Here is an 18,144-nt window from a genome sequence, read left to right on the forward strand (position 1 = left end):
AATGTATACTGATATTGTATGTGGAAGGAGCTTGGGTTTGGGCAGTATAAAACGCAGAAAAGGCAAGAGCCGTATAGAATTTCCTGAGGATTACTGTGTAGTCGATATAGAGACTACAGGGCTTGAGCCTGAATCCTGTGAAATAATCGAAATAGCGGCAGTACGCTACAGAAACGGTAAAAAAGCAGCTGTTTTCAGCACTTTTGTAAAGCCTGAGCATCATATCCCCGCATTTATAACAGGAATGACAGGGATAGATGATAAAATGGTAGAGAATGCTCCCGACATAAAAACGGCTATTCTTGATTTTTATAACTTTGCAGGCAGCGATATGCTCATGGGCTATAATGTTAATTTCGATATCAACTTCCTGTATGACAATCTTCTGAGATGTCACGGGATGTATTTGCAGAATGATTTTGTAGATGTGCTGAGATTTTCGAGGAAAGTCCTGACACTTCTGCCCGACCGCCGTCAGACTACCGTTGCGGCACATTACGGCATAGAAATAGCAGGTGCTCACAGAGCCGCAAGAGACTGCGAGATATGTAATGCCTGTTACATATGCCTGCGTGATGAGATGCGCAGACAGGAGGCAGAGTAATGCCGTCAAAGAAGCTGAAGGATAAGCTCATTGAGTATGCAAATGAGCGTTACGGTACAAAGCCCGAATACCTGTGGGCAAAGACTCCGGATTGCGCAGTGCTGCGCTGTGAGACAAATGATAAGTGGTACGGTATAATAATGTGCGTAGACGGCAGCAAGCTGGGACTTGCAAAAGGCGTAAGCTATGATATCGTAAATGTGAAGTGCAGTCCGCTCATGACAGGTTCACTTCTTGCCATGAAAGGCATACACCCCGCATACCATATGCAGAAGGAGAGCTGGGTAACAGTGCTCCTTGACGGCACTGTCAGTGAGGAGCAGGTGTTCTCGCTTATTGATATGAGCTATGAGCTTATAAAGCAGAGCAGCGGCAGCAAGAGGCTGAGGACTGATACCAAGGAGTGGCTCATACCTGCATCGCCTGCCATGTATGATGTGGAGCAGGACTTTCGGTGTGATGGTATGATACTCTGGAAGCAGACCTCGAATGTCATTGTGGGAGATACTATCTATATGTATATGGCTGCGCCGGTGTCTGCAATAATGTATAAATGTGAGGCAGTTGAGGTGGATATACCGTATAAGTACGATAACGGTGATTACCACATCAGAAAGGCTATGAAGCTGAAGCTTCTGTGCCGCTTCGGAAAAGATGATATGCCTCTGACAGCTATGAAGGAGCTTGGAGCAATGGCTGTCCGCGGTCCGAGAGGAGTACCGCCTGCACTCAGCCGCAAGCTTAAAGAGCTGTGCAAAAGAGTTTGCAAATGACAGTGAAAAAGCTGTCAAATAACGTATTTACGCAGGAAAAGTCTGACTATTGATTTATTTTTGCAACTATGCTATAATATTCATTGTAAGTCTTATTTTATTTTTCCGTTTTTTGACAGGAGGAACTTTATGCTTAATGCTGATCTGAAGGAATTTCAACTTACTTCTGATTTTGATGAGCTTGTGATCTCGGCTGTACTGGCAGTGCCCTCGGGAGATATAAACGGCATTGTACAGATAGTTCACGGTATGAATGAACACAAGGAGAGATATTACCCATTTATGGATTACCTTGCCGAGCAGGGATTTATAACAGTGATACACGATAACCGTGGTCACGGCGGCAGCATAATGGAAGCTGACGATATCGGCTTTATGTTCAGAAAAGGCGGCGAAGGCTTTGTAAGCGACATCGCACAGATCAATAAGCGCATAAGAGCAGCTTATCCCAATGTTCCTGTTTTTATGGCGGCAAGCGGTCTCGGAGCTTCGGGCGCAAAGTGCTTCATCAAGGAATATGATGACTGCATAGACGGCCTCGTGCTTCTCGGCAGCCTGTATTACAGCCCGTTTTCGCCTGTAACAAGAGTGATTAATTCCGTGGCGTCAAAGCACCCCGGAAGCCGTTTCAGGAGCGATAAGATATTCGATACCATTGATGACAGCTTGGGAAAATTCTTTGAGGATCCCATAAATTCATGGAGATGCAGCGATCCCGATGTGGTACTGGCATATAATGAGGACCAGCTGTGCAACTTCAAGCCCACACTCAATGGCTATCAGGAAATGCTGTGGATAATGAGAAATTCCCAGTCGGGTACAGGCTGGCAGGTGAAAAATCCGAAGCTTCCCATACGTTTTATATCGGGTAAGGAAGATACAGCTATGGTATCCGAGAAGAAATTCATGAAGCTGATATCAAAGCTTGAAAAGGCAGGATATGACAGCATATCCCACAGACTGTTCGATAATATGCGCCATGATGTCCTCATGGAGAAGAACAGCATTAACGTATACAAAGATATAGCAAAAACTCTGTTTTCGTGGCTTGACCGCTGGAATGAGGAGCGTTTTGAAACAGCAGCAGAGGTCGCAGCAGGAGCTGCAGCTGTAATGGCTGCTGATGAAGCTTCTGCACAGCAGGAAAACGAAGAAACAGTAAATGAATAAATAACGATCTACAGGACCGCGGCAGTACCGACGGTCCTTATATCGTAAAATGAAAGGATCAATTATGGATATCAACAAGACACTGGCAAAGGAATTCGGACTTAAACAGGAACAGGTAGACAATACAGTCGCACTTATCGACGACGATAAGACCATACCTTTTATAGCACGTTACCGTAAGGAGCTCACAGGCTCTCTCGATGACCAGATACTCCGTGAGCTGTATGACAGGCTCATGTATCTCCGCAATCTTGAAAAGCGTAAGGAAGAGGTAACAAATGCTATTACGGAGCAGGAGAAGATGACTCCTGAGATAGAGGCTGCTATCAGTGCAGCTGTTACACTTGTGGAGGTAGAGGACATCTATCGTCCGTTCAAGCCAAAGCGCCGTACCCGTGCAAGCATTGCCCGTGAAAACGGACTTGAACCACTTGCTGTACTCATCATGGCACAGGATAACTCCACAGAGCCGGAGAAGGAAGCAGAGGCATATATAGACGAAGAGAAGAAGATAACCGATGCTCAGACCGCTTTACAGGGAGCTATGGACATCATTGCAGAGGATATCTCCGACGACGCGGATATCCGAAAGAAGCTCCGTGCCCTTGCAGGTGATAAGGGTGAGCTGGTTTCAAAGGCTTCAGACCCTGAGGCTGAGAGCGTATACATGAATTATTATGAGTATTCCGAGGCTATCCCTAAGGTTGCTAACCACCGTGTCCTCGCTCTTGACAGAGGTGAGAAGGAGGGCTTCCTCAAGGTAGCTGTAACTCTTGACGAGACTCTGGCTACAGATGTTATTTTCGGCAAGTACATCAAGGCAAACAATGCCTGCGGAGAGCTTGTGAGAGCAGCAGCTGCTGACAGCTACAAGAGACTTATATTCCCGTCTATCGAGCGTGAGATACGTTCAGAGATGAGCGCCAAGGCTGCCGAGGAGTCTATAAAGGTATTCGCGGCAAATCTCCGTCAGATGCTTCTCCAGCCGCCGCTCAAGAGCAGTATTATCCTCGGACTTGATCCCGGATATGCACATGGCTGCAAGACCGCAGTTATCGACGGTACAGGCAAGGTGCTTGATACAGCTATCATCTATCCTGTCGGCTCGGCAGGAGCTGTTGAGGCTGCAAAGAAGAAGGTAAAGGAATTTATTCAGAAATACAACGTAAACGTTATCTCCATCGGAAACGGTACAGCTTCACGTGAGACTGAGAGCTTTGCTGCCGAGATAGCAAAGGAAGTACCTCAGGACGTAAGCTACATGGTAGTCAGTGAAGCAGGAGCTTCCGTATACTCCGCTTCTAAGGTAGCAGCAGAGGAATTCCCGGAGTATGACGTTTCTATCAGAGGAGCTATCTCCATTGCACGACGTTTGCAGGATCCTCTTGCAGAGCTTGTAAAGATAGACCCTAAGGCTATCGGTGTAGGACAGTATCAGCACGATATGCCTCAGGCAAGAATGAGCGAAGCTCTCGGCGGCGTTGTCGAGGATTGCGTTAACTCTGTGGGAGTTGACCTAAACACAGCTTCACATTCACTTCTTTCATATATCGCAGGTATCAATGCCACAGTTGCAAAGAATATAGTTACGTACCGTGAGGAAAACGGCAGATTCACTGACCGTAAGGAGCTCCTTAAAGTGCCGAAGCTTGGTAAAAAGGCTTTCGAGCAGTGCGCAGGCTTCCTGAGAGTACGTGACGGAAAGAATCCTCTTGACAATACAGCTGTTCACCCTGAAAGCTACGAGGCAGCTTCTTCACTGCTCAGTGAGTGCGGCTTCACTCTTGCGGATATCGCAGGCAGCGGAGCTGAGGGTATTACGGAAAAGGCTGACAGCATAGGTCTTGAAAATATAAGCAAGAATCTGGGTATAGGTGTTCCTACTCTTACAGATATCATCGGAGAGCTTAAAAAGCCCGGACGTGACCTTCGTGACGAGCTCCCCGCACCTCTTCTCAGAAGCGGCGACATCATGGAGATCAAGGACTTGAAGCCCGGTATGGAGCTTGTGGGTACAGTCCGCAATATCATTGATTTCGGCTGTTTTGTGGATATCGGCGTACACGAGGACGGACTCGTTCATATCTCTCAGATATGCAGCCGTTACATCAAGCACCCTCTCGAAGCTGTAAAGGTGGGCGAGGTCGTAAAGGTAAGAGTTCTTGACGTTGACCTCAAGAGAAACCGTATATCACTTACTATGCGCCTTAACGACGAGGAGGAGAAGAAGCAGCAGAAGTCCGAGCGCAGACCGAACAACAAAAAGCGCGAGGATCGCAAGCCTAAGGGCTTTGATGCTTCACAGCTCCGCAACAGCAGCTTCCGTATCAAGCAGAAATAAGGAGATTATATCATGGCTTTCAGAACAGAAGAAAAGGAAATAAAATGTGCTGTCTGCGGTAAGGAATCTGTTCAGACAGTTGTAGCGGAGTACGATCCCGATACAAGCGTCCCTGACCTTGATATGCGTCCTAATGAAGAGCACCGTTCATACCTGAAATACTGGGTTAGCGAGTGCCCTCACTGCGGCTACTGCAACGCCTCAATTGATATTCCCGTGCGTTTTACGAAGGAATTCCTTGAAAGCGATAAGTATAAGAATGCAGGCGGCAGCGGACTTGCTGAGAAGTTTATGAAAATGTCTCTGGTCTGTGAAAAGAACAAGGTCTATGAGGAAGCCCTGAAAGCTTGTCTCTATGCAGCATGGTATTACGATGATGAAAAGGATGATGAAAAGGCTGCGGAGTGCCGCAGGGCTGCACTGAAGATATTCGACCTGCATAAACAGGAATTTGCAGATAAGCCGGATTATGTACTGCTTGCAGCTGATCTCATGCGCAGAAGCGGCGACTTTGGCAGAGTTATCCGTGATTATAAGGGCAGATTGATGCAGTCGATGCTTTTGATGGCTCTTGCAGCATTTGAGGTGGAGCTTGCCGAAAAAGGCGACAGTTTATGTCATAAAGCAGACGAAGCCAAAGGCGTTGCACTTAAATAAGCTGTACCTAATATAAAAGTTTAGCCCCGAGGCAAAGCCTCGGGGCTTGGTGCATTTATTGCATATATAAATCAAAATTTTGCGGAGCAAAATTTTGATTTGAGCCGTTAGCTGTTAGCCCAATGTAGGGGCGGCGTTTCGCCGCCCGATAATAAAGCGGCGAAGCCGCTTCCTAATGGCTAAGAGTTAAAAGCTAAAGGCTTCATAATTTAGCAAATCACGCGATGATATTTTCCTAATAATTTATTGCCTCTCGCGGCTATAATTTGTTTATCAGATATATTTCAGCGCGGAGCAAGGGTGCAGCGTCACGCTGCTAAATTATGATTTGGTTCGGATTTTATTATCATTGACATTGACAAGGCAGAGAAATAGTGTTATAATCTGTATGAATATTGAAAAGATAAAACGGAGGTAACAAAATGAAGAAAGTCGCAGCATTACTTGTTGCATTAACAGCAGCTTCATGTATTTTTACAGGCTGTGAGCCTAAAAAGAAAGACATAAAAAGTGTGAAAGTAGCTCAGCAGAAAAGTGATTCATATGAAAGTGCCGTAAAGGAATGCTTTGACGCTATGAACTCAGAAGGCGGCGGAGAAGTGTTCTATTCCTATATGTATCCCGATGCGGCATTGGATGCAATGAAGCAGAGCGGCGAGTTCGACAGCCTTGTGAAAACATTCAATGATACACAGGCTGAAATACAGAAAGACAGCAGCGATGATTATTCATATACAGGAGTCAAGAAAGCGAAAGAGCTCAGCGAGAAACAGGTCGAAGGCGCAAAATCTTATTTTGTCGAACTCTGCGAGCCCTATGTAGCTGATATAAAAGAGGACGCTTTTGATATCAGGGAAGGCTACGAGATAAAGTTCAGCTATGCAAATAAAGGCGAAGCTGCGGGAGAAGAGAGCGTAATAGTTGTAAGTCTAAACGATGAAGGCTGGAAAGTGATAACACACTGACGGAGGAAGAAATGAAAAGAGAGTCGGGATATAATACCAAGCAGAAGGAAAAGCTGCTGGAATATCTTATAAGCAATAAGGAAAAGCATACAAATGTGCAGGAGATAAGTGCCTTTTTGACTGCTGAGGGTTCACCTGTGGGTGTGGCAACTATATACAGACAGCTGGACAGACTTGTTGAGCAGGGACTTGTGAGAAAATATGCCTTTGACGGCAAGACATCTGCCTGTTATCAGTATATAGAGGATAATGAACAGTGCCGCAGCCATTTCCACCTTAAATGTCTCAGCTGCGGCAGGCTCATACATCTTGACTGTGAACATCTTGCAGAGCTGGCTCATCATATAGAAGAAGAGCACGGCTTTGAGATAGATTATTCCCAGACTGTTTTCTACGGACGCTGCGGTGACTGCAAGGATGATGACTGAGGCACGGTCTCGCTGCTTTTATGTTCTGAGTTCTTCGGAATATAGATCTTAACATCACTTTCGTTATTTTCGGGCATAGTACCACCTCCGTGGATATTATGCCCGTTAATTTGATTTTTATAATGCCGCGGAAAGGAAAAATATGAAGATACTCAAAGCTTTACTGAGACTGGCGGCTTCGGAGGTACTGTGCCTTTTCATTGATATTACATTTGCGGCTTCGGGCAGTACGCTGATAAGGCTGATATGTCTGATATGTACAGTAACGTTGATGATATCCGTGCTTGCGGATTTTTCGGTAAAAGAAGCGAGGGCGGATATGAAAGCCTCACGGATAAGCGGTGAAAAAGCAAAAATATCGGAAATATATGCAGCAGGCGGAGCAGCTGCCGTACCGTCGCTTCTGAGCTGGATAGCTTTGTGCATATCGGCAAAAGGCGGAGGTTTTGACTATTATCGCTGGCACAAGCTTCTGAACGCACCGTTTTTACAGCTGTACAATATCCTAAGCAGCGGCGTCCACGCATCAGTGCTGAATGGGACGGAGCTTGCGATAATGGCTGTTCCGATAGTATTTCCTGCTTTGGCAGTCGTTATACCGTACCTTGCGGTCTGTCGAAAAGAAGCCCATAAATGATGTATGTGTTAATTCGCAAAGTAAGCGATTATCTGCTCATTGTGCAATGTGCTGAAAAACAACCGTGTATAGTATTATTAAATCCTTTCACTTGACATGATGTGAAGAAATATGATAAAATATATTCTGTAATATTTTTGGTTTATGGAGGTTTTTGTTATGGCATTTTGTAAATTCTGCGGTAAGCAGATACCTGAGGGTGGCTCATGCGACTGTGCAGCTTCACAGGGCGCAGAAGAGATCAAGGAAACAGTAGAAAAAGAAGCAGAGAACGCACAGAACACAGTTGAGAATGCTGCTGATTCTGCAAAAGAAAAGGCAGAAAATGCTGTTGACAAGGCTAAGGGCGCAGCTGATAACGCTGTTGACAAGGCTAAGGACACAGCAGCAGAGCTCAAAGATAAGGCCGGAGATGTTGCTGATAAGGTAGGCGACAGCCTCAAGCAGGGCGCAACAAAGGTTGACGATTTAGCAGGCGAGTTATCTGAAAAGCTTCCGGGCGGAATGAAGAACAACAAGAATGCTGTTTATGCAGCAGGTGCTGTTATCTTACTTCTTCTCATTTGTCTGCTTTGCCTTATTTTCGGCGGCGGAGTAAAGGGAACTGTAAAAAAGTATGTAAACTCTGCTTCTGATAAGAAGGGCGGAAAGACATTCTATTCACTTTCTTATCCTGATGCTGTTATTGATGCACTCAAGGACGAGGACGAATATGACGATATGGTCGAGGATTTCAATGACGGTGTTGAGGATATGCTTGACGATCTCGAGGATGACGAAACAGCTCCTAAGTTTGACAAGATACTCAGAAAAGAAAAGCTCAAGAAGTCACAGATAAAGGCTGCTGAGGAATATTTCGAGGACCTTTGCGAAGCATTTGATGCAGATGACGATATCGAAGTAAGCAAGGGCTACGAAGTTAAGGTAAAGGTAGAGTATAAGGACGAAGACGGCGACAAGAAGCACAGCACAGAAAAGATTTGTGTTGTAAAGATCAAGGGCGACGGCTGGAAGGTTATCCCTAAGTCAGCAGATTCTCTTGACTAATTGATATTGATTTAAGATCCGAAGCAGAAATGCTTCGGATTTTTTATTGACTAATTCCAAGAAATATGGTAAAATAATTCGGTTAATGCAAAACAGCGGAAATACGCAGCTTTCATTTTAGTTTTATTCGGCTGTAATATATGCATATTTCGGAGGATAAAATGGCATCAACAATTCTTGATCAGACTATCATTATGCTGATACTCATAGGTGTCGGTGTACTTTGTGCAAAAACAAAGCTTATAAGCGAAGCTTCAAATAAGGAACTTTCCAGATTCGTGCTTCAGGTAGTAAATCCCGTGGTCATATTCATGTCTTATCAGAAGCCGTATAAAGCAGAGCTTGCTAAAAATCTGCTGCTCACATTTGTTATATCTTTGGCTGCAATGTCTGTGATGATAATACTGTCCTATCTTCTTGTTCGCAGGAAAGAGGGCAGGGAGTTTGAGATAGAGCGCTTTTCGTCCGTCTATTCAAACTGCGGATTTATGGGCATACCGCTTGTAAATGCTCTTTTTGGCGATGAGGGAGTTTTTTATCTCACGGCTTTCATAACCGTATTCAATCTGATCGTGTGGACTCACGGTGTCATACTCGTATCAGGCGAAAAGGACTTCAAACAGGTAGTCAAGGTATTCTATTCGCCGACGATCATTTCAATACTGCTTGGACTTATAACCTTCTTCCTTGAGATAAGGCTTCCTGCTACGGCATCAAGCGCACTTGGCTTTATAAAGGACGTTAATACACCTATGGCAATGATAGTTTCGGGCGTTACTATCGCTGCTACGGACGTACCGAAATTACTAAAAAATTACAGAGTGTACTATGTTTGCTTTTTAAAACTTGTTGTTATGCCATTGATATTGGCAGTACCACTTTCGATTTTTACCAATTTTGACGACAAAGTTCGTATGACTGTACTGGTTGCAGCAGCTGCTCCACCGGCAGCAATGTGCACACTTCTTTCCATTCGTTATGGAAAAAATTCTGTATACGCATCGGAGATTTTTACCGCAGGAACTATACTTTCCGTAGGTACATTGCCGCTGGTTGTCAAAGCTACGGAATATTTAACAAAAATAATATAATCAGTTTGTCAAAAACGCTGATTTTAGAAATAATTGCGTTAAAAGGTTTGAATTTTAATAATATTGTGTTATAATATAAATACGTTAAAAGAGATTGAGTTTAAAATAAAAAGAAAAAATTATACCAACAGTTATATTAAACAGCGGCAGTAAATTCCAAGGGGATATGTTGGTTGTAATTGCGGAGAAGAAGTATCCGAAACGATTTAAGAAATGGAGTTGTTGTTGTATGGAAAAAAGAGGAATCAGTAAACTTGACCTGAAAAGACGTAACAGAATGCAGATACTCAGAGTCATCAGGGAATCAGGTCCTATTTCGAGAGTAGACGTAGCAAGCGCTCTTGAGATCACAAGAGCCGCTGTAACTATCATTACAAATGAAATGATAGAGGAAGGCGTACTTGTCGAGATAGGTGAAGCTCCGGTTAATACTGAGAAGCTTCAGAAGGGCAGAAGAAAAATTCTTATCGACATTAATGTCAACAGCCGTTTTGCACTTGGTGCAACTGTAGATGAAAAGGAAGTAAGCATCGGTCTTACGAACCTTAATTCCGAGGTGCTCGACAAGGCAAGCATGGTTATTGACGAAAGGACCACAAGTAAGGATATCATCAACTACATAATCAAGACCAGTAACGAAATGGTCGAGAACAGTGCCCTTACAAAGGACAAGATACTCGGACTGGGTGTCGGCGTAGTTCCTTCAATGTGGGGCAAGCTGAAGATATTCTACAAGGACGGCGTACTTGATTTCACTAACTTCATTGATAAGCTCTCAGGCGGACTCAATTTCGAGATCCACTGCGGAAATGCTATAGGACTTATGGCTCTTGCAAGCAATGATTTCAGAACACAGAACGGTTATCAGACCAATCAGGCGTTCATTCACAACGGAAATCAGGTAAACCTTGCTATAATCAACAAGAATGAGCTTTCAGCAGATTATGTATCTTATACATCGACTATCGAAAGATATATAGTTTGTCCTAACGGAAAGGTATATGAGGGCTATCCTAACGGCTCTGTAAAGGCTGAGCTTTCAAGAACAGCTATGCTCAACGCTTTCTATGAGATATATTCCAAGGATAAGACACCTGTTCTGTACGAGCTTACAGAGGGTGACAAGACCGCTATAAATACAGATAATGTATTTATGGCTCTTATGAGAGGCGAAGAGCCCGTAAAGGCACTTGTTGATGACATTATCGCTAAGTATACTGTCCTCATCAACAATCTGGCTATCAGCCATTTTGCAAAGAGAATAGTGCTTCATAATTTCAAGCTCAACGAAAAGCAGTTTGACTACTGCAAGCGTGAGATGATACGCCTTGTAAGTGAAGAGATCGCTGACAGAGTGGTACTCAGCAGATTGGACGGAAAGAACAATTTCCTCGGCGGCTGCGCTCTTATTATTCAGGATAACTTCTATGTAAGAGGCGGAATGCAGTAAAATTACAAAGCCCGTAAGAAGCTTAGCTTCTTACGGGCTTTTTAGTTATTGTGCAGGGGCGGATATTATACGCCCGATAAAAAACTAATCACTGTTCACTGTGCTGCGTTTTCGGACAATATATGCAATTATCCCAATAATTACGAGCGATATCACCATACCTGCGGTCACTCCGCCTGTATCTATCATCATGTCCCTGAATTCGCAGGAACGGCCTTCTACAAATCTCTGGTGAAACTCGTCTGAGGCTGCATATGCAAAGCCAAATAATATGACTCCTAAGCTCTTCAGTGTGAAGAGCTTTCTTTTTCCGACTGCAAAAGAAGCACAGAAGCCGAGAAGAGTGTATATGGAAAAATGAGCGGTCTTTCGGACTATGAAAGAAGCCTTGCTCCACATTTCCTGCTGTATATCTGGTGCAGCACTGTCGTAATCGCTGTACAGTATTTTTACAGCGAGCTTTGTAAGAAAACTGCTGGTGTTTGAGGATTTTTTAGCGTCCTGCGCAGAAAGAATGAATATGGTTATCATTACCGCCAAGGTAAGTATAATAAATATCCGCCTGCAAATATTCCTGTGTTTCTCTGTTTCCTGCATATGATTTTTTTCCTTTCGCTTCTTACTGTATATATTATACAATTATTGCTGACTTTTGTAAAGCAGAAGTTTTTCAGAAAAAATTTAAAAAACATCTTGTAACCTGAGAAATAAAATGGTATAATATACTGTGTGTGACTTTATGCCGCATAGCTTTTACATATATAGAAATGATTATTCGGAGGCAATAATGAAAAAACTATTCGCAAATGTCTGGACAAAGAGAGTAGTAGCTATCATAAGTGTTATATATACTTATTTTGTATGCAAGCTCTGCTATTACTCCATCTTTTATGATATCCACGTAAACGACCGCACCTCGCTGTGTCTTTCAATAACGGGAGTCTCGCTTGCAGCCCTTATAATAATGCTGTATACAAGGCATCAGATACTTACGCGTATATCAAGCTTTATAATAATTCCTGCCATGCTGCCTGTGGTGCTGCTGTATTTCGGCGAATGGGGACTTATCATACCCATAATAGTAGTGGGAATAGTGATACTGCTCCTTTCGGGCGCTGGAGAGGGCGTTAAGACCGCTCTTGCCACTATAATACTCCTTATGTATATTTTCGGTGCACTGGGCTATTTCCTGTTTACATCATTCTTTGTATCTCCTGCAAAGGAGACAGAGGTAGGCAGCGGCGTTTCACCGTCAGGCGACTACAGATACAGGATAGTGAACAGTGTCGATACTTCAAACGGAAGCACAGCTATCTATGTTGAGCCGAATACGGCTGATGTAAAGTATTCCTTTGCAACATTTACCCTAAAAAACATGGAGCGTGTCGTATTCCTTGACAGACCGTCAGATGATGAGATACAGGTAAACTGGTCTACTGAGAGCCGTCAGGAGATCACAGATCATCTGAATCAGCTTTCCGACAGGATAGAGGTAACAGTTACAGACGCCGAGCTTGAAAGCCTCGGATTTACTTACGACAATAAGCTTCAGCTCACTAATCTTTCAGCGAGCAGAAAGTTCGCAATAGGTCTTACAGCTTCTGATGTTGACCCTGTTTATATGGATACACTTACTGATGAACAGCTTGATTTCTACGGTATAGGAAGAGAAGCAGACGGAAGATACTATATCAAGGAACCTTCTGCCGAGCTTCTTGATGAGATAGACGGCGAGCACGGTAAGAGAGTTTATTTCAACGAGCTGGATTCAGGTGCTCTCAAAGTATTCAACCGCGAGCAGGTAGACACTGCAACGGGTATCACTCTTTTCAATGTAAAGAAGAACCATACTGTTATGCTGAATACACTTACAGACGAGCAGCTTAAATCTCTCGGAGTTTCTGACAGCGGTGATGTTATGTCGATATCTGTTTACCGCAATCCAAAGAAGGACGAAGATGAAGAGCAGGCAGAGGGAGCTGAGAATACAGAGAATGCAGATGCAGCCGAGCCGGAGAAAATAACCGTAGCTGAGAACAAGATAGTTTTCCGCTACTATGTGGCAGAGCTTGAGGATTTCTACGACGTTGATTCAAGACGTATCTCTGTAGAGCTTTTCAATTAACAGTAAACGATCAAGGCGTTGCGGGCGATGATCTAAGATATGATGCTGCCTGCGGCGCCTTATGTTTATAAGTCCGCAAAAGAAGCGCAGAATGTAAAAAAATGAGCAAAAAAGGTCTTGAAAATGAACCTTATATAAGATATTATAATTTATAGAATAATGCAGGGCTGTGTCCCTGAAATATATAAAAGGAGTTGCAAATATATGGCATACGTAATCGGAGTTGACTGCGGTACAAGCGGTACAAAAACAGTTATTTTTGACGAAAAGGGAAGCGTTATCGCTTCAAAGACCATCGAATATCCTATGTATCAGCCAAAGAACGGCTATGCTGAGCAGGAGCCTGCGGACTGGGCAAATGCAATGGTGGATACTATCAAGGCTGTAATGGCTAAGAGCGGTGTCAAGAAGGAAGATGTTAAGGGTATCGGTATTTCGGGACAGATGCACGGTCTTGTAATGCTTGACAAAGATAATAACGTGCTTCGCCGTTCTATTATCTGGTGCGATCAGAGAACAGCTGCCGAGGTTGAGGAAATGAACCGTATCGTAGGCAGAGACAAGCTTGTTGAGATAACAGCTAATCCTGCCCTCACAGGCTGGACAGCTGCTAAGATTCTCTGGGTAAAGAACAATGAGCCCGAGATATACTCAAAGGTAGCTCATATCCTTCTTCCTAAGGACTACCTCAGATTTATCCTTACCGGTGAGTACGCAACAGAAGTATCAGATGCTTCGGGTATGCAGCTTCTTGACGTTCCGAACCGCAAGTGGTCGGACGAGCTTCTCGGCGCATTTGAGATAGACAAGAACTGGCTTGGCAAGGTACATGAGAGCTGTGAGGTAACAGGTACTCTTACAAAGAAAATGGCTGAGACACTTGGTCTCTGCGAGGGTACTATAGTAGTAGGCGGCGCAGGAGACAATGCCGCTGCTGCTGTGGGTACAGGTGTTGTTGAGGACGGAAAGGCTTTCACAACTATCGGTACTTCGGGCGTTGTATTTGCACATACTTCAAATATATCTATCGACAAGAAGGGCAGAGTCCATACCTGTTGTGCTGCTGTTCCTAATACATGGCACGTTATGGGTGTTACACAGGGCGCAGGTCTCTCACTTAAATGGTTCAGAGACAATTTCTGCATGACAGAGAAGGAAACAGCTAAGCTCATGGGCGTTGATGAGTACTATCTCATGGACAAGCAGGCTGAGACAGTCCCTGTAGGCGCAAACAGACTTCTTTATCTCCCTTATCTTATGGGCGAGAGAACTCCTCACCTTGATCCTGACGCAAGAGGTGTATTCTTCGGACTTTCAGCTATCCACACAAGAAAGGATATGCTCCGTGCAGTAATGGAAGGCGTTACATATTCACTCCGTGACTGCGTTGAAGTATTCCGCGAGATGAACGTAAATGTAAGCGACATGATGGCTTGCGGCGGCGGCGGATCATCACCGCTCTGGAGAAGTATGCTTGCTGATCTTTACAACTGCAACGTTAAGACAGTTGCATCTAAGGAAGGTCCTGCACTTGGTGTTGCTATCCTTGCAAGCGTTGGTGCAGGCATATACAGCAGTGTTCCAGAGGCTTGCGGCGCTATCATCAAGACCGACAAGGTACAGGCTCCTAAGGCTGAGAACGTTCCCGAGTATGAGAAGTATTATCAGCTCTACAGAGAGATATATCCTGCACTCAAGGTTCAGTACGCTAAGCTTGCAGCACTGTGATAAATACTGAAAGACTTCTGATACGTCCGTTCAGAGAAAGCGATGCGGAAGATGCCTTTGAATGGCGTTCCGACCCTGAGGTTAACAGATTCATGCCTTATCCCTGCGATGAAAACGTGGCAGACGTAAGGCAAAGGATAAAAGAATGGATCGCGGACAATGATAAGTACGCAATAGTGCTGAAAGATACTGACAAAGTTATCGGTGACATCAGTCTTGAATGGTCCGAAAAAGATAGGGTGCACGAGATAGGCTACAATTTAAACCGCAGTTACTGGCGAAATGGATATGCTACCGAAGCAGTCCGCGGACTCATTGACTGGGCATATAATGAGCTCGGAATACATGATTTTACAGCGTTTTACGCTAAAGATAACGGAGCATCGGGAAGAGTCCTCGAAAAATGCGGCTTCGTACAGGAGTATACGGGACAATATTCCCGTGAAAACGGAAAAATAGTATTTGAGGCACTTTTTGTAAGGCTTCATATTGATTAACAAAAGGCGGACTTAATGTCCGCCTTTGGAAATTGTGAGGAGATGATAAAGTGAACGATCTACAACTGAAAAAAACAGCGGCATGGGCGCGTTCACAGCTCCTTGCAGATGTTTGCGAAAAAGAGGCATATTGCGGATTTATGAGGCTTTGCGCGATGCTTTATGCAGAGCGCAGTGCAGTTGAAGCTATCATGGGCGAGCCTGAGAAGCTCCGCAGCGCACTTTTCATTGAAAAGTGCAGGCAGCTCGCTGGATTGTACGGCGGCATTTTTAGTCTTTACGGCGAGCTGCCCGTTCCGCAGCAGCTTATAGCTGACCGCGGAACAGCTGCGGAGCTTCTGAGCTTGCCTGCTGAGATTTTTTCGGAAGATGATGTGCTGGGCTGGTGTCATCAGTTCTTTAACGTGCCTTACAGGAACGAGATATCTGTCGGACTTAAAAAGAGCAAAAGACTGAGCACTGAGAAGATCGCACCAGCGACTCAGATATTCACTCCCAAATGGGTTGTGCGGTATATGGTGGATAACACGCTGGGGAGATACCTTGCGGAACACGGATATAAGGTGTCGGCAGGGGAGCTTTTCTTACAAAAGGTAATGAGTCCTGCTGAGAAAGTGCAATTGGAAAATATCAGGTTCACCGACCCCTGCATGGGCAGCGGAAACGTCCTGATTTATGCGTTTGATGTGTTTTTGGAGCAGTATATCTCACTGGGATATGATGCAAAAATTGCTGCAAATAAAATACTGAAACATAACCTCTTCGGACTTGAAATTGATGAACGTGCAAGGGCTGCCGCAGAGACAGCCATTCGCATAAAAGCTCGTAGATATGGAGCAGATGAAGTACCTCAGGTGTATGATTTCACAGGCGTAAGTGATACGATTGGCTCACTCCACAGTGAAAATGATCTTCCGAAAGGCATCGAAAAGGCAGCAATTATTGGCAGGCTTCTTGGGCAGAAATATGCCGTAGTTGTCACCAATCCCCCCTACCTCGGCAAGCCTGCAATGAACGAGAAGCTGTCGGCATATGTTAAGAAAAACTTTGCGGATTACGGAGCTGACCTCTTTTCGGCATTCATGGCAAGATGCCTTGATATGACAGAACACGACGGATATCTGGGGTTCCTGACTCCTGCAACATGGCTCTTCCTGCAATCTTACGAAAAGCTGCGAAAGCGGATATTTGGAAACTGCTCATTGCAGACTCTCATTCACTTTGAGTATTCCGCCTTTGAAGCTGCCACAGTTCCGATATGCTCCTTTACAATAAAAAATGCGGCTGAAAGCGGCAGGGGAGTCTATCTTCGGCTTACCGACTTCAAGGGCGGCATGGAACAGCAGCGAAAAAAGATTGCGGAAGCAATAGGCTCCAAAGCCTGCGATTACAAATTTGAAGCCGATACTTCGGATTTCCTCGGAATACCATCCGCTCCATGTGCCTACTGGCTTGGACATGATATGCTCAGGGCTTTCGGCGGAACTCCTCTTGGCAGTATTGTTGATATAAAAGAAGGGCTTATCTCGGGAGACAATGACCAATTTTTGCGAAAGTGGTACGAAGTTGATAAAAACAGGATAGCTTTTATGAATAGTCAGAATAAGCGTTGGTATCTTCTAAACAAGGGCGGAGAGTACAGAAAATGGTATGGCAACCGCGAATTCGTGGTAAACTGGGAGAATGACGGCTACGAAATAAAGCATTTTTACGACGAAAACGGCAGACTCCGCTCTCGTCCGCAGGGACTGGAGTATAATTTTCGTCCCTCAGTGAGCTGGTCACAGATAACAAGCGGAGCTTTTTCAGCCAGATATTTCGATGAAAACTTCATGTTTAACGTTGCGGGGACAAGTGCCTTTCCTGAAAATGAGCATCAGCTGCTGATGCTTCTCGGACTGCTCAACAGTAAGGTTTCTTCGGAGCTTGCAAAAGTACTCAATCCTACGCTGAATATGAATCCGGGGGACGCAGCAAGACTGCCGATGCCCGAGTCTGAACTTTGTGATGAGGATATTGAAGGTATAGTCCGTGAAAACGTTGAAATATGCGTCTCTGACTGGAACAGCTTCGAGACTTCATACGACTTCAACCGCCATCCCTTGCTGTGATTGCAGAAAAAGCGGAAATATTTCGCCGTAAACATTGATTTATATGATTTTTTGTGTTATAATAGTGTAACCGTATATTATCGACATAAGCATAATATTTATATAGATGAGGAGAATACGAATGGCTATTACCGAAGCAGTTGAAAATTACCTTGAGACTATACTTATACTTTCACAGAAGCAGCCCGATGTCCATGCTATCGACATCTGCTCTTATCTCGGCTATTCACGTCCGACTGTCTCTATAATCCTCAAAAAGATGAAGGATGAGGGACTTGTAACGGTTGACGATGATAATCACATAAGACTTACTGACGGCGGCAGGATAGTTGCTGAGCGTATCTATGACCGCCATACTGTGCTCACTGATTTCTTTGCTTTTCTCGGAGTTAAGCGTGATGTGGCTGCTGAAGATGCCTGCAAGATCGAGCACGACCTCTCCGACGAGACTTTCGCGCTGCTTAAAGCGCATTATAAGAAGCTTGCCGAAGAGCAGAAATAAGCCTTTTTCGGAGGAACT

At 44.5% G+C, this 18,144-nt stretch carries 17 protein-coding genes; 16 read left to right on the top strand and 1 reads right to left on the bottom strand.

What is annotated here, in order from left to right:
- Window positions 1-37: 37 nt before the first annotated feature.
- The 11 genes from L870_RS17600 to L870_RS0112290 all read left to right on the top strand — a co-directional run bounded on the left by L870_RS17600 (window position 38) and on the right by L870_RS0112290 (window position 11,163).
- Window positions 38-604 (top strand): 3'-5' exonuclease, encoded by a 567-nt coding sequence (locus tag L870_RS17600; RefSeq protein WP_051411546.1) that lies wholly within the window; start codon window positions 38-40, stop codon window positions 602-604.
- On the top strand, window positions 604-1,377 hold the full coding sequence (locus tag L870_RS0112245) for an MmcQ/YjbR family DNA-binding protein (protein WP_028518385.1): 774 nt from the start codon (window positions 604-606) through the stop codon (window positions 1,375-1,377). The genes L870_RS17600 and L870_RS0112245 overlap by 1 nt, the downstream gene beginning before the upstream one ends.
- A gap of 129 nt (window positions 1,378-1,506) precedes the next feature.
- The gene (locus L870_RS0112250; protein ID WP_028518386.1) at window positions 1,507-2,547 is read left to right on the top strand and encodes an alpha/beta fold hydrolase; all 1,041 of its coding nucleotides are present in this window, start codon (window positions 1,507-1,509) and stop codon (window positions 2,545-2,547) included.
- 64 nt (window positions 2,548-2,611) lie between these two features.
- Window positions 2,612-4,888, top strand: a complete 2,277-nt coding sequence (locus L870_RS17605) for a Tex family protein (protein WP_037272084.1) — start codon at window positions 2,612-2,614, stop codon at window positions 4,886-4,888.
- 12 nt (window positions 4,889-4,900) lie between these two features.
- Window positions 4,901-5,545, top strand: a complete 645-nt coding sequence (locus L870_RS0112260) for a DUF2225 domain-containing protein (protein ID WP_028518387.1) — start codon at window positions 4,901-4,903, stop codon at window positions 5,543-5,545.
- Between the two features lie 422 nt (window positions 5,546-5,967).
- The gene (locus L870_RS0112265; RefSeq protein ID WP_028518388.1) at window positions 5,968-6,510 is read left to right on the top strand and encodes a hypothetical protein; all 543 of its coding nucleotides are present in this window, start codon (window positions 5,968-5,970) and stop codon (window positions 6,508-6,510) included.
- 11 nt (window positions 6,511-6,521) lie between these two features.
- The gene (locus tag L870_RS0112270) at window positions 6,522-6,938 is read left to right on the top strand and encodes a Fur family transcriptional regulator (RefSeq protein WP_028518389.1); all 417 of its coding nucleotides are present in this window, start codon (window positions 6,522-6,524) and stop codon (window positions 6,936-6,938) included.
- Between the two features lie 142 nt (window positions 6,939-7,080).
- Complete coding sequence (locus L870_RS0112275) at window positions 7,081-7,575, top strand: hypothetical protein (protein WP_028518390.1); 495 nt, start codon at window positions 7,081-7,083, stop codon at window positions 7,573-7,575.
- A 159-nt stretch (window positions 7,576-7,734) separates the two neighbouring features.
- The gene (locus L870_RS18665) at window positions 7,735-8,622 is read left to right on the top strand and encodes a hypothetical protein (protein WP_051411547.1); all 888 of its coding nucleotides are present in this window, start codon (window positions 7,735-7,737) and stop codon (window positions 8,620-8,622) included.
- Between the two features lie 161 nt (window positions 8,623-8,783).
- The gene (locus L870_RS0112285) at window positions 8,784-9,713 is read left to right on the top strand and encodes an AEC family transporter (protein ID WP_028518391.1); all 930 of its coding nucleotides are present in this window, start codon (window positions 8,784-8,786) and stop codon (window positions 9,711-9,713) included.
- A 229-nt stretch (window positions 9,714-9,942) separates the two neighbouring features.
- Entirely contained in the window at window positions 9,943-11,163 is a 1,221-nt protein-coding gene (locus L870_RS0112290) for a MarR family transcriptional regulator (RefSeq protein ID WP_028518392.1), read from the top strand.
- A gap of 84 nt (window positions 11,164-11,247) precedes the next feature.
- On the opposite strand, the gene L870_RS17615 is transcribed toward L870_RS0112290, so the two are convergent.
- Entirely contained in the window at window positions 11,248-11,760 is a 513-nt protein-coding gene (locus L870_RS17615; RefSeq protein ID WP_051411548.1) for a VanZ family protein, read from the bottom strand.
- A gap of 190 nt (window positions 11,761-11,950) precedes the next feature.
- Here L870_RS17615 and L870_RS0112300 point away from each other — a divergent pair, with 190 nt between their 5' ends.
- The 5 genes from L870_RS0112300 (at window position 11,951) to L870_RS0112320 (ending at window position 18,126) form a co-directional block, all read left to right on the top strand.
- The gene (locus tag L870_RS0112300; RefSeq protein WP_028518393.1) at window positions 11,951-13,288 is read left to right on the top strand and encodes a hypothetical protein; all 1,338 of its coding nucleotides are present in this window, start codon (window positions 11,951-11,953) and stop codon (window positions 13,286-13,288) included.
- A gap of 204 nt (window positions 13,289-13,492) precedes the next feature.
- Window positions 13,493-15,016: a xylulokinase gene (gene xylB, locus L870_RS0112305; RefSeq protein ID WP_028518394.1), complete on the top strand. Its 1,524-nt coding sequence runs from the start codon at window positions 13,493-13,495 to the stop codon at window positions 15,014-15,016.
- The gene (locus L870_RS17620; RefSeq protein ID WP_051411549.1) at window positions 15,013-15,513 is read left to right on the top strand and encodes a GNAT family N-acetyltransferase; all 501 of its coding nucleotides are present in this window, start codon (window positions 15,013-15,015) and stop codon (window positions 15,511-15,513) included. The genes xylB and L870_RS17620 overlap by 4 nt, the downstream gene beginning before the upstream one ends.
- Before the next feature lie 50 nt (window positions 15,514-15,563).
- Window positions 15,564-17,624, top strand: a complete 2,061-nt coding sequence (locus tag L870_RS0112315; RefSeq protein ID WP_028518395.1) for an Eco57I restriction-modification methylase domain-containing protein — start codon at window positions 15,564-15,566, stop codon at window positions 17,622-17,624.
- Window positions 17,625-17,745: 121 nt separating this feature from the next.
- Window positions 17,746-18,126, top strand: coding sequence for a metal-dependent transcriptional regulator (locus tag L870_RS0112320; protein ID WP_028518396.1), 381 nt, complete (start codon window positions 17,746-17,748; stop codon window positions 18,124-18,126).
- Window positions 18,127-18,144: the final 18 nt, after the last annotated feature.

Source organism: Ruminococcus flavefaciens ATCC 19208 (assembly GCF_000518765.1).
GTDB lineage: Bacteria > Bacillota > Clostridia > Oscillospirales > Ruminococcaceae > Ruminococcus > Ruminococcus flavefaciens.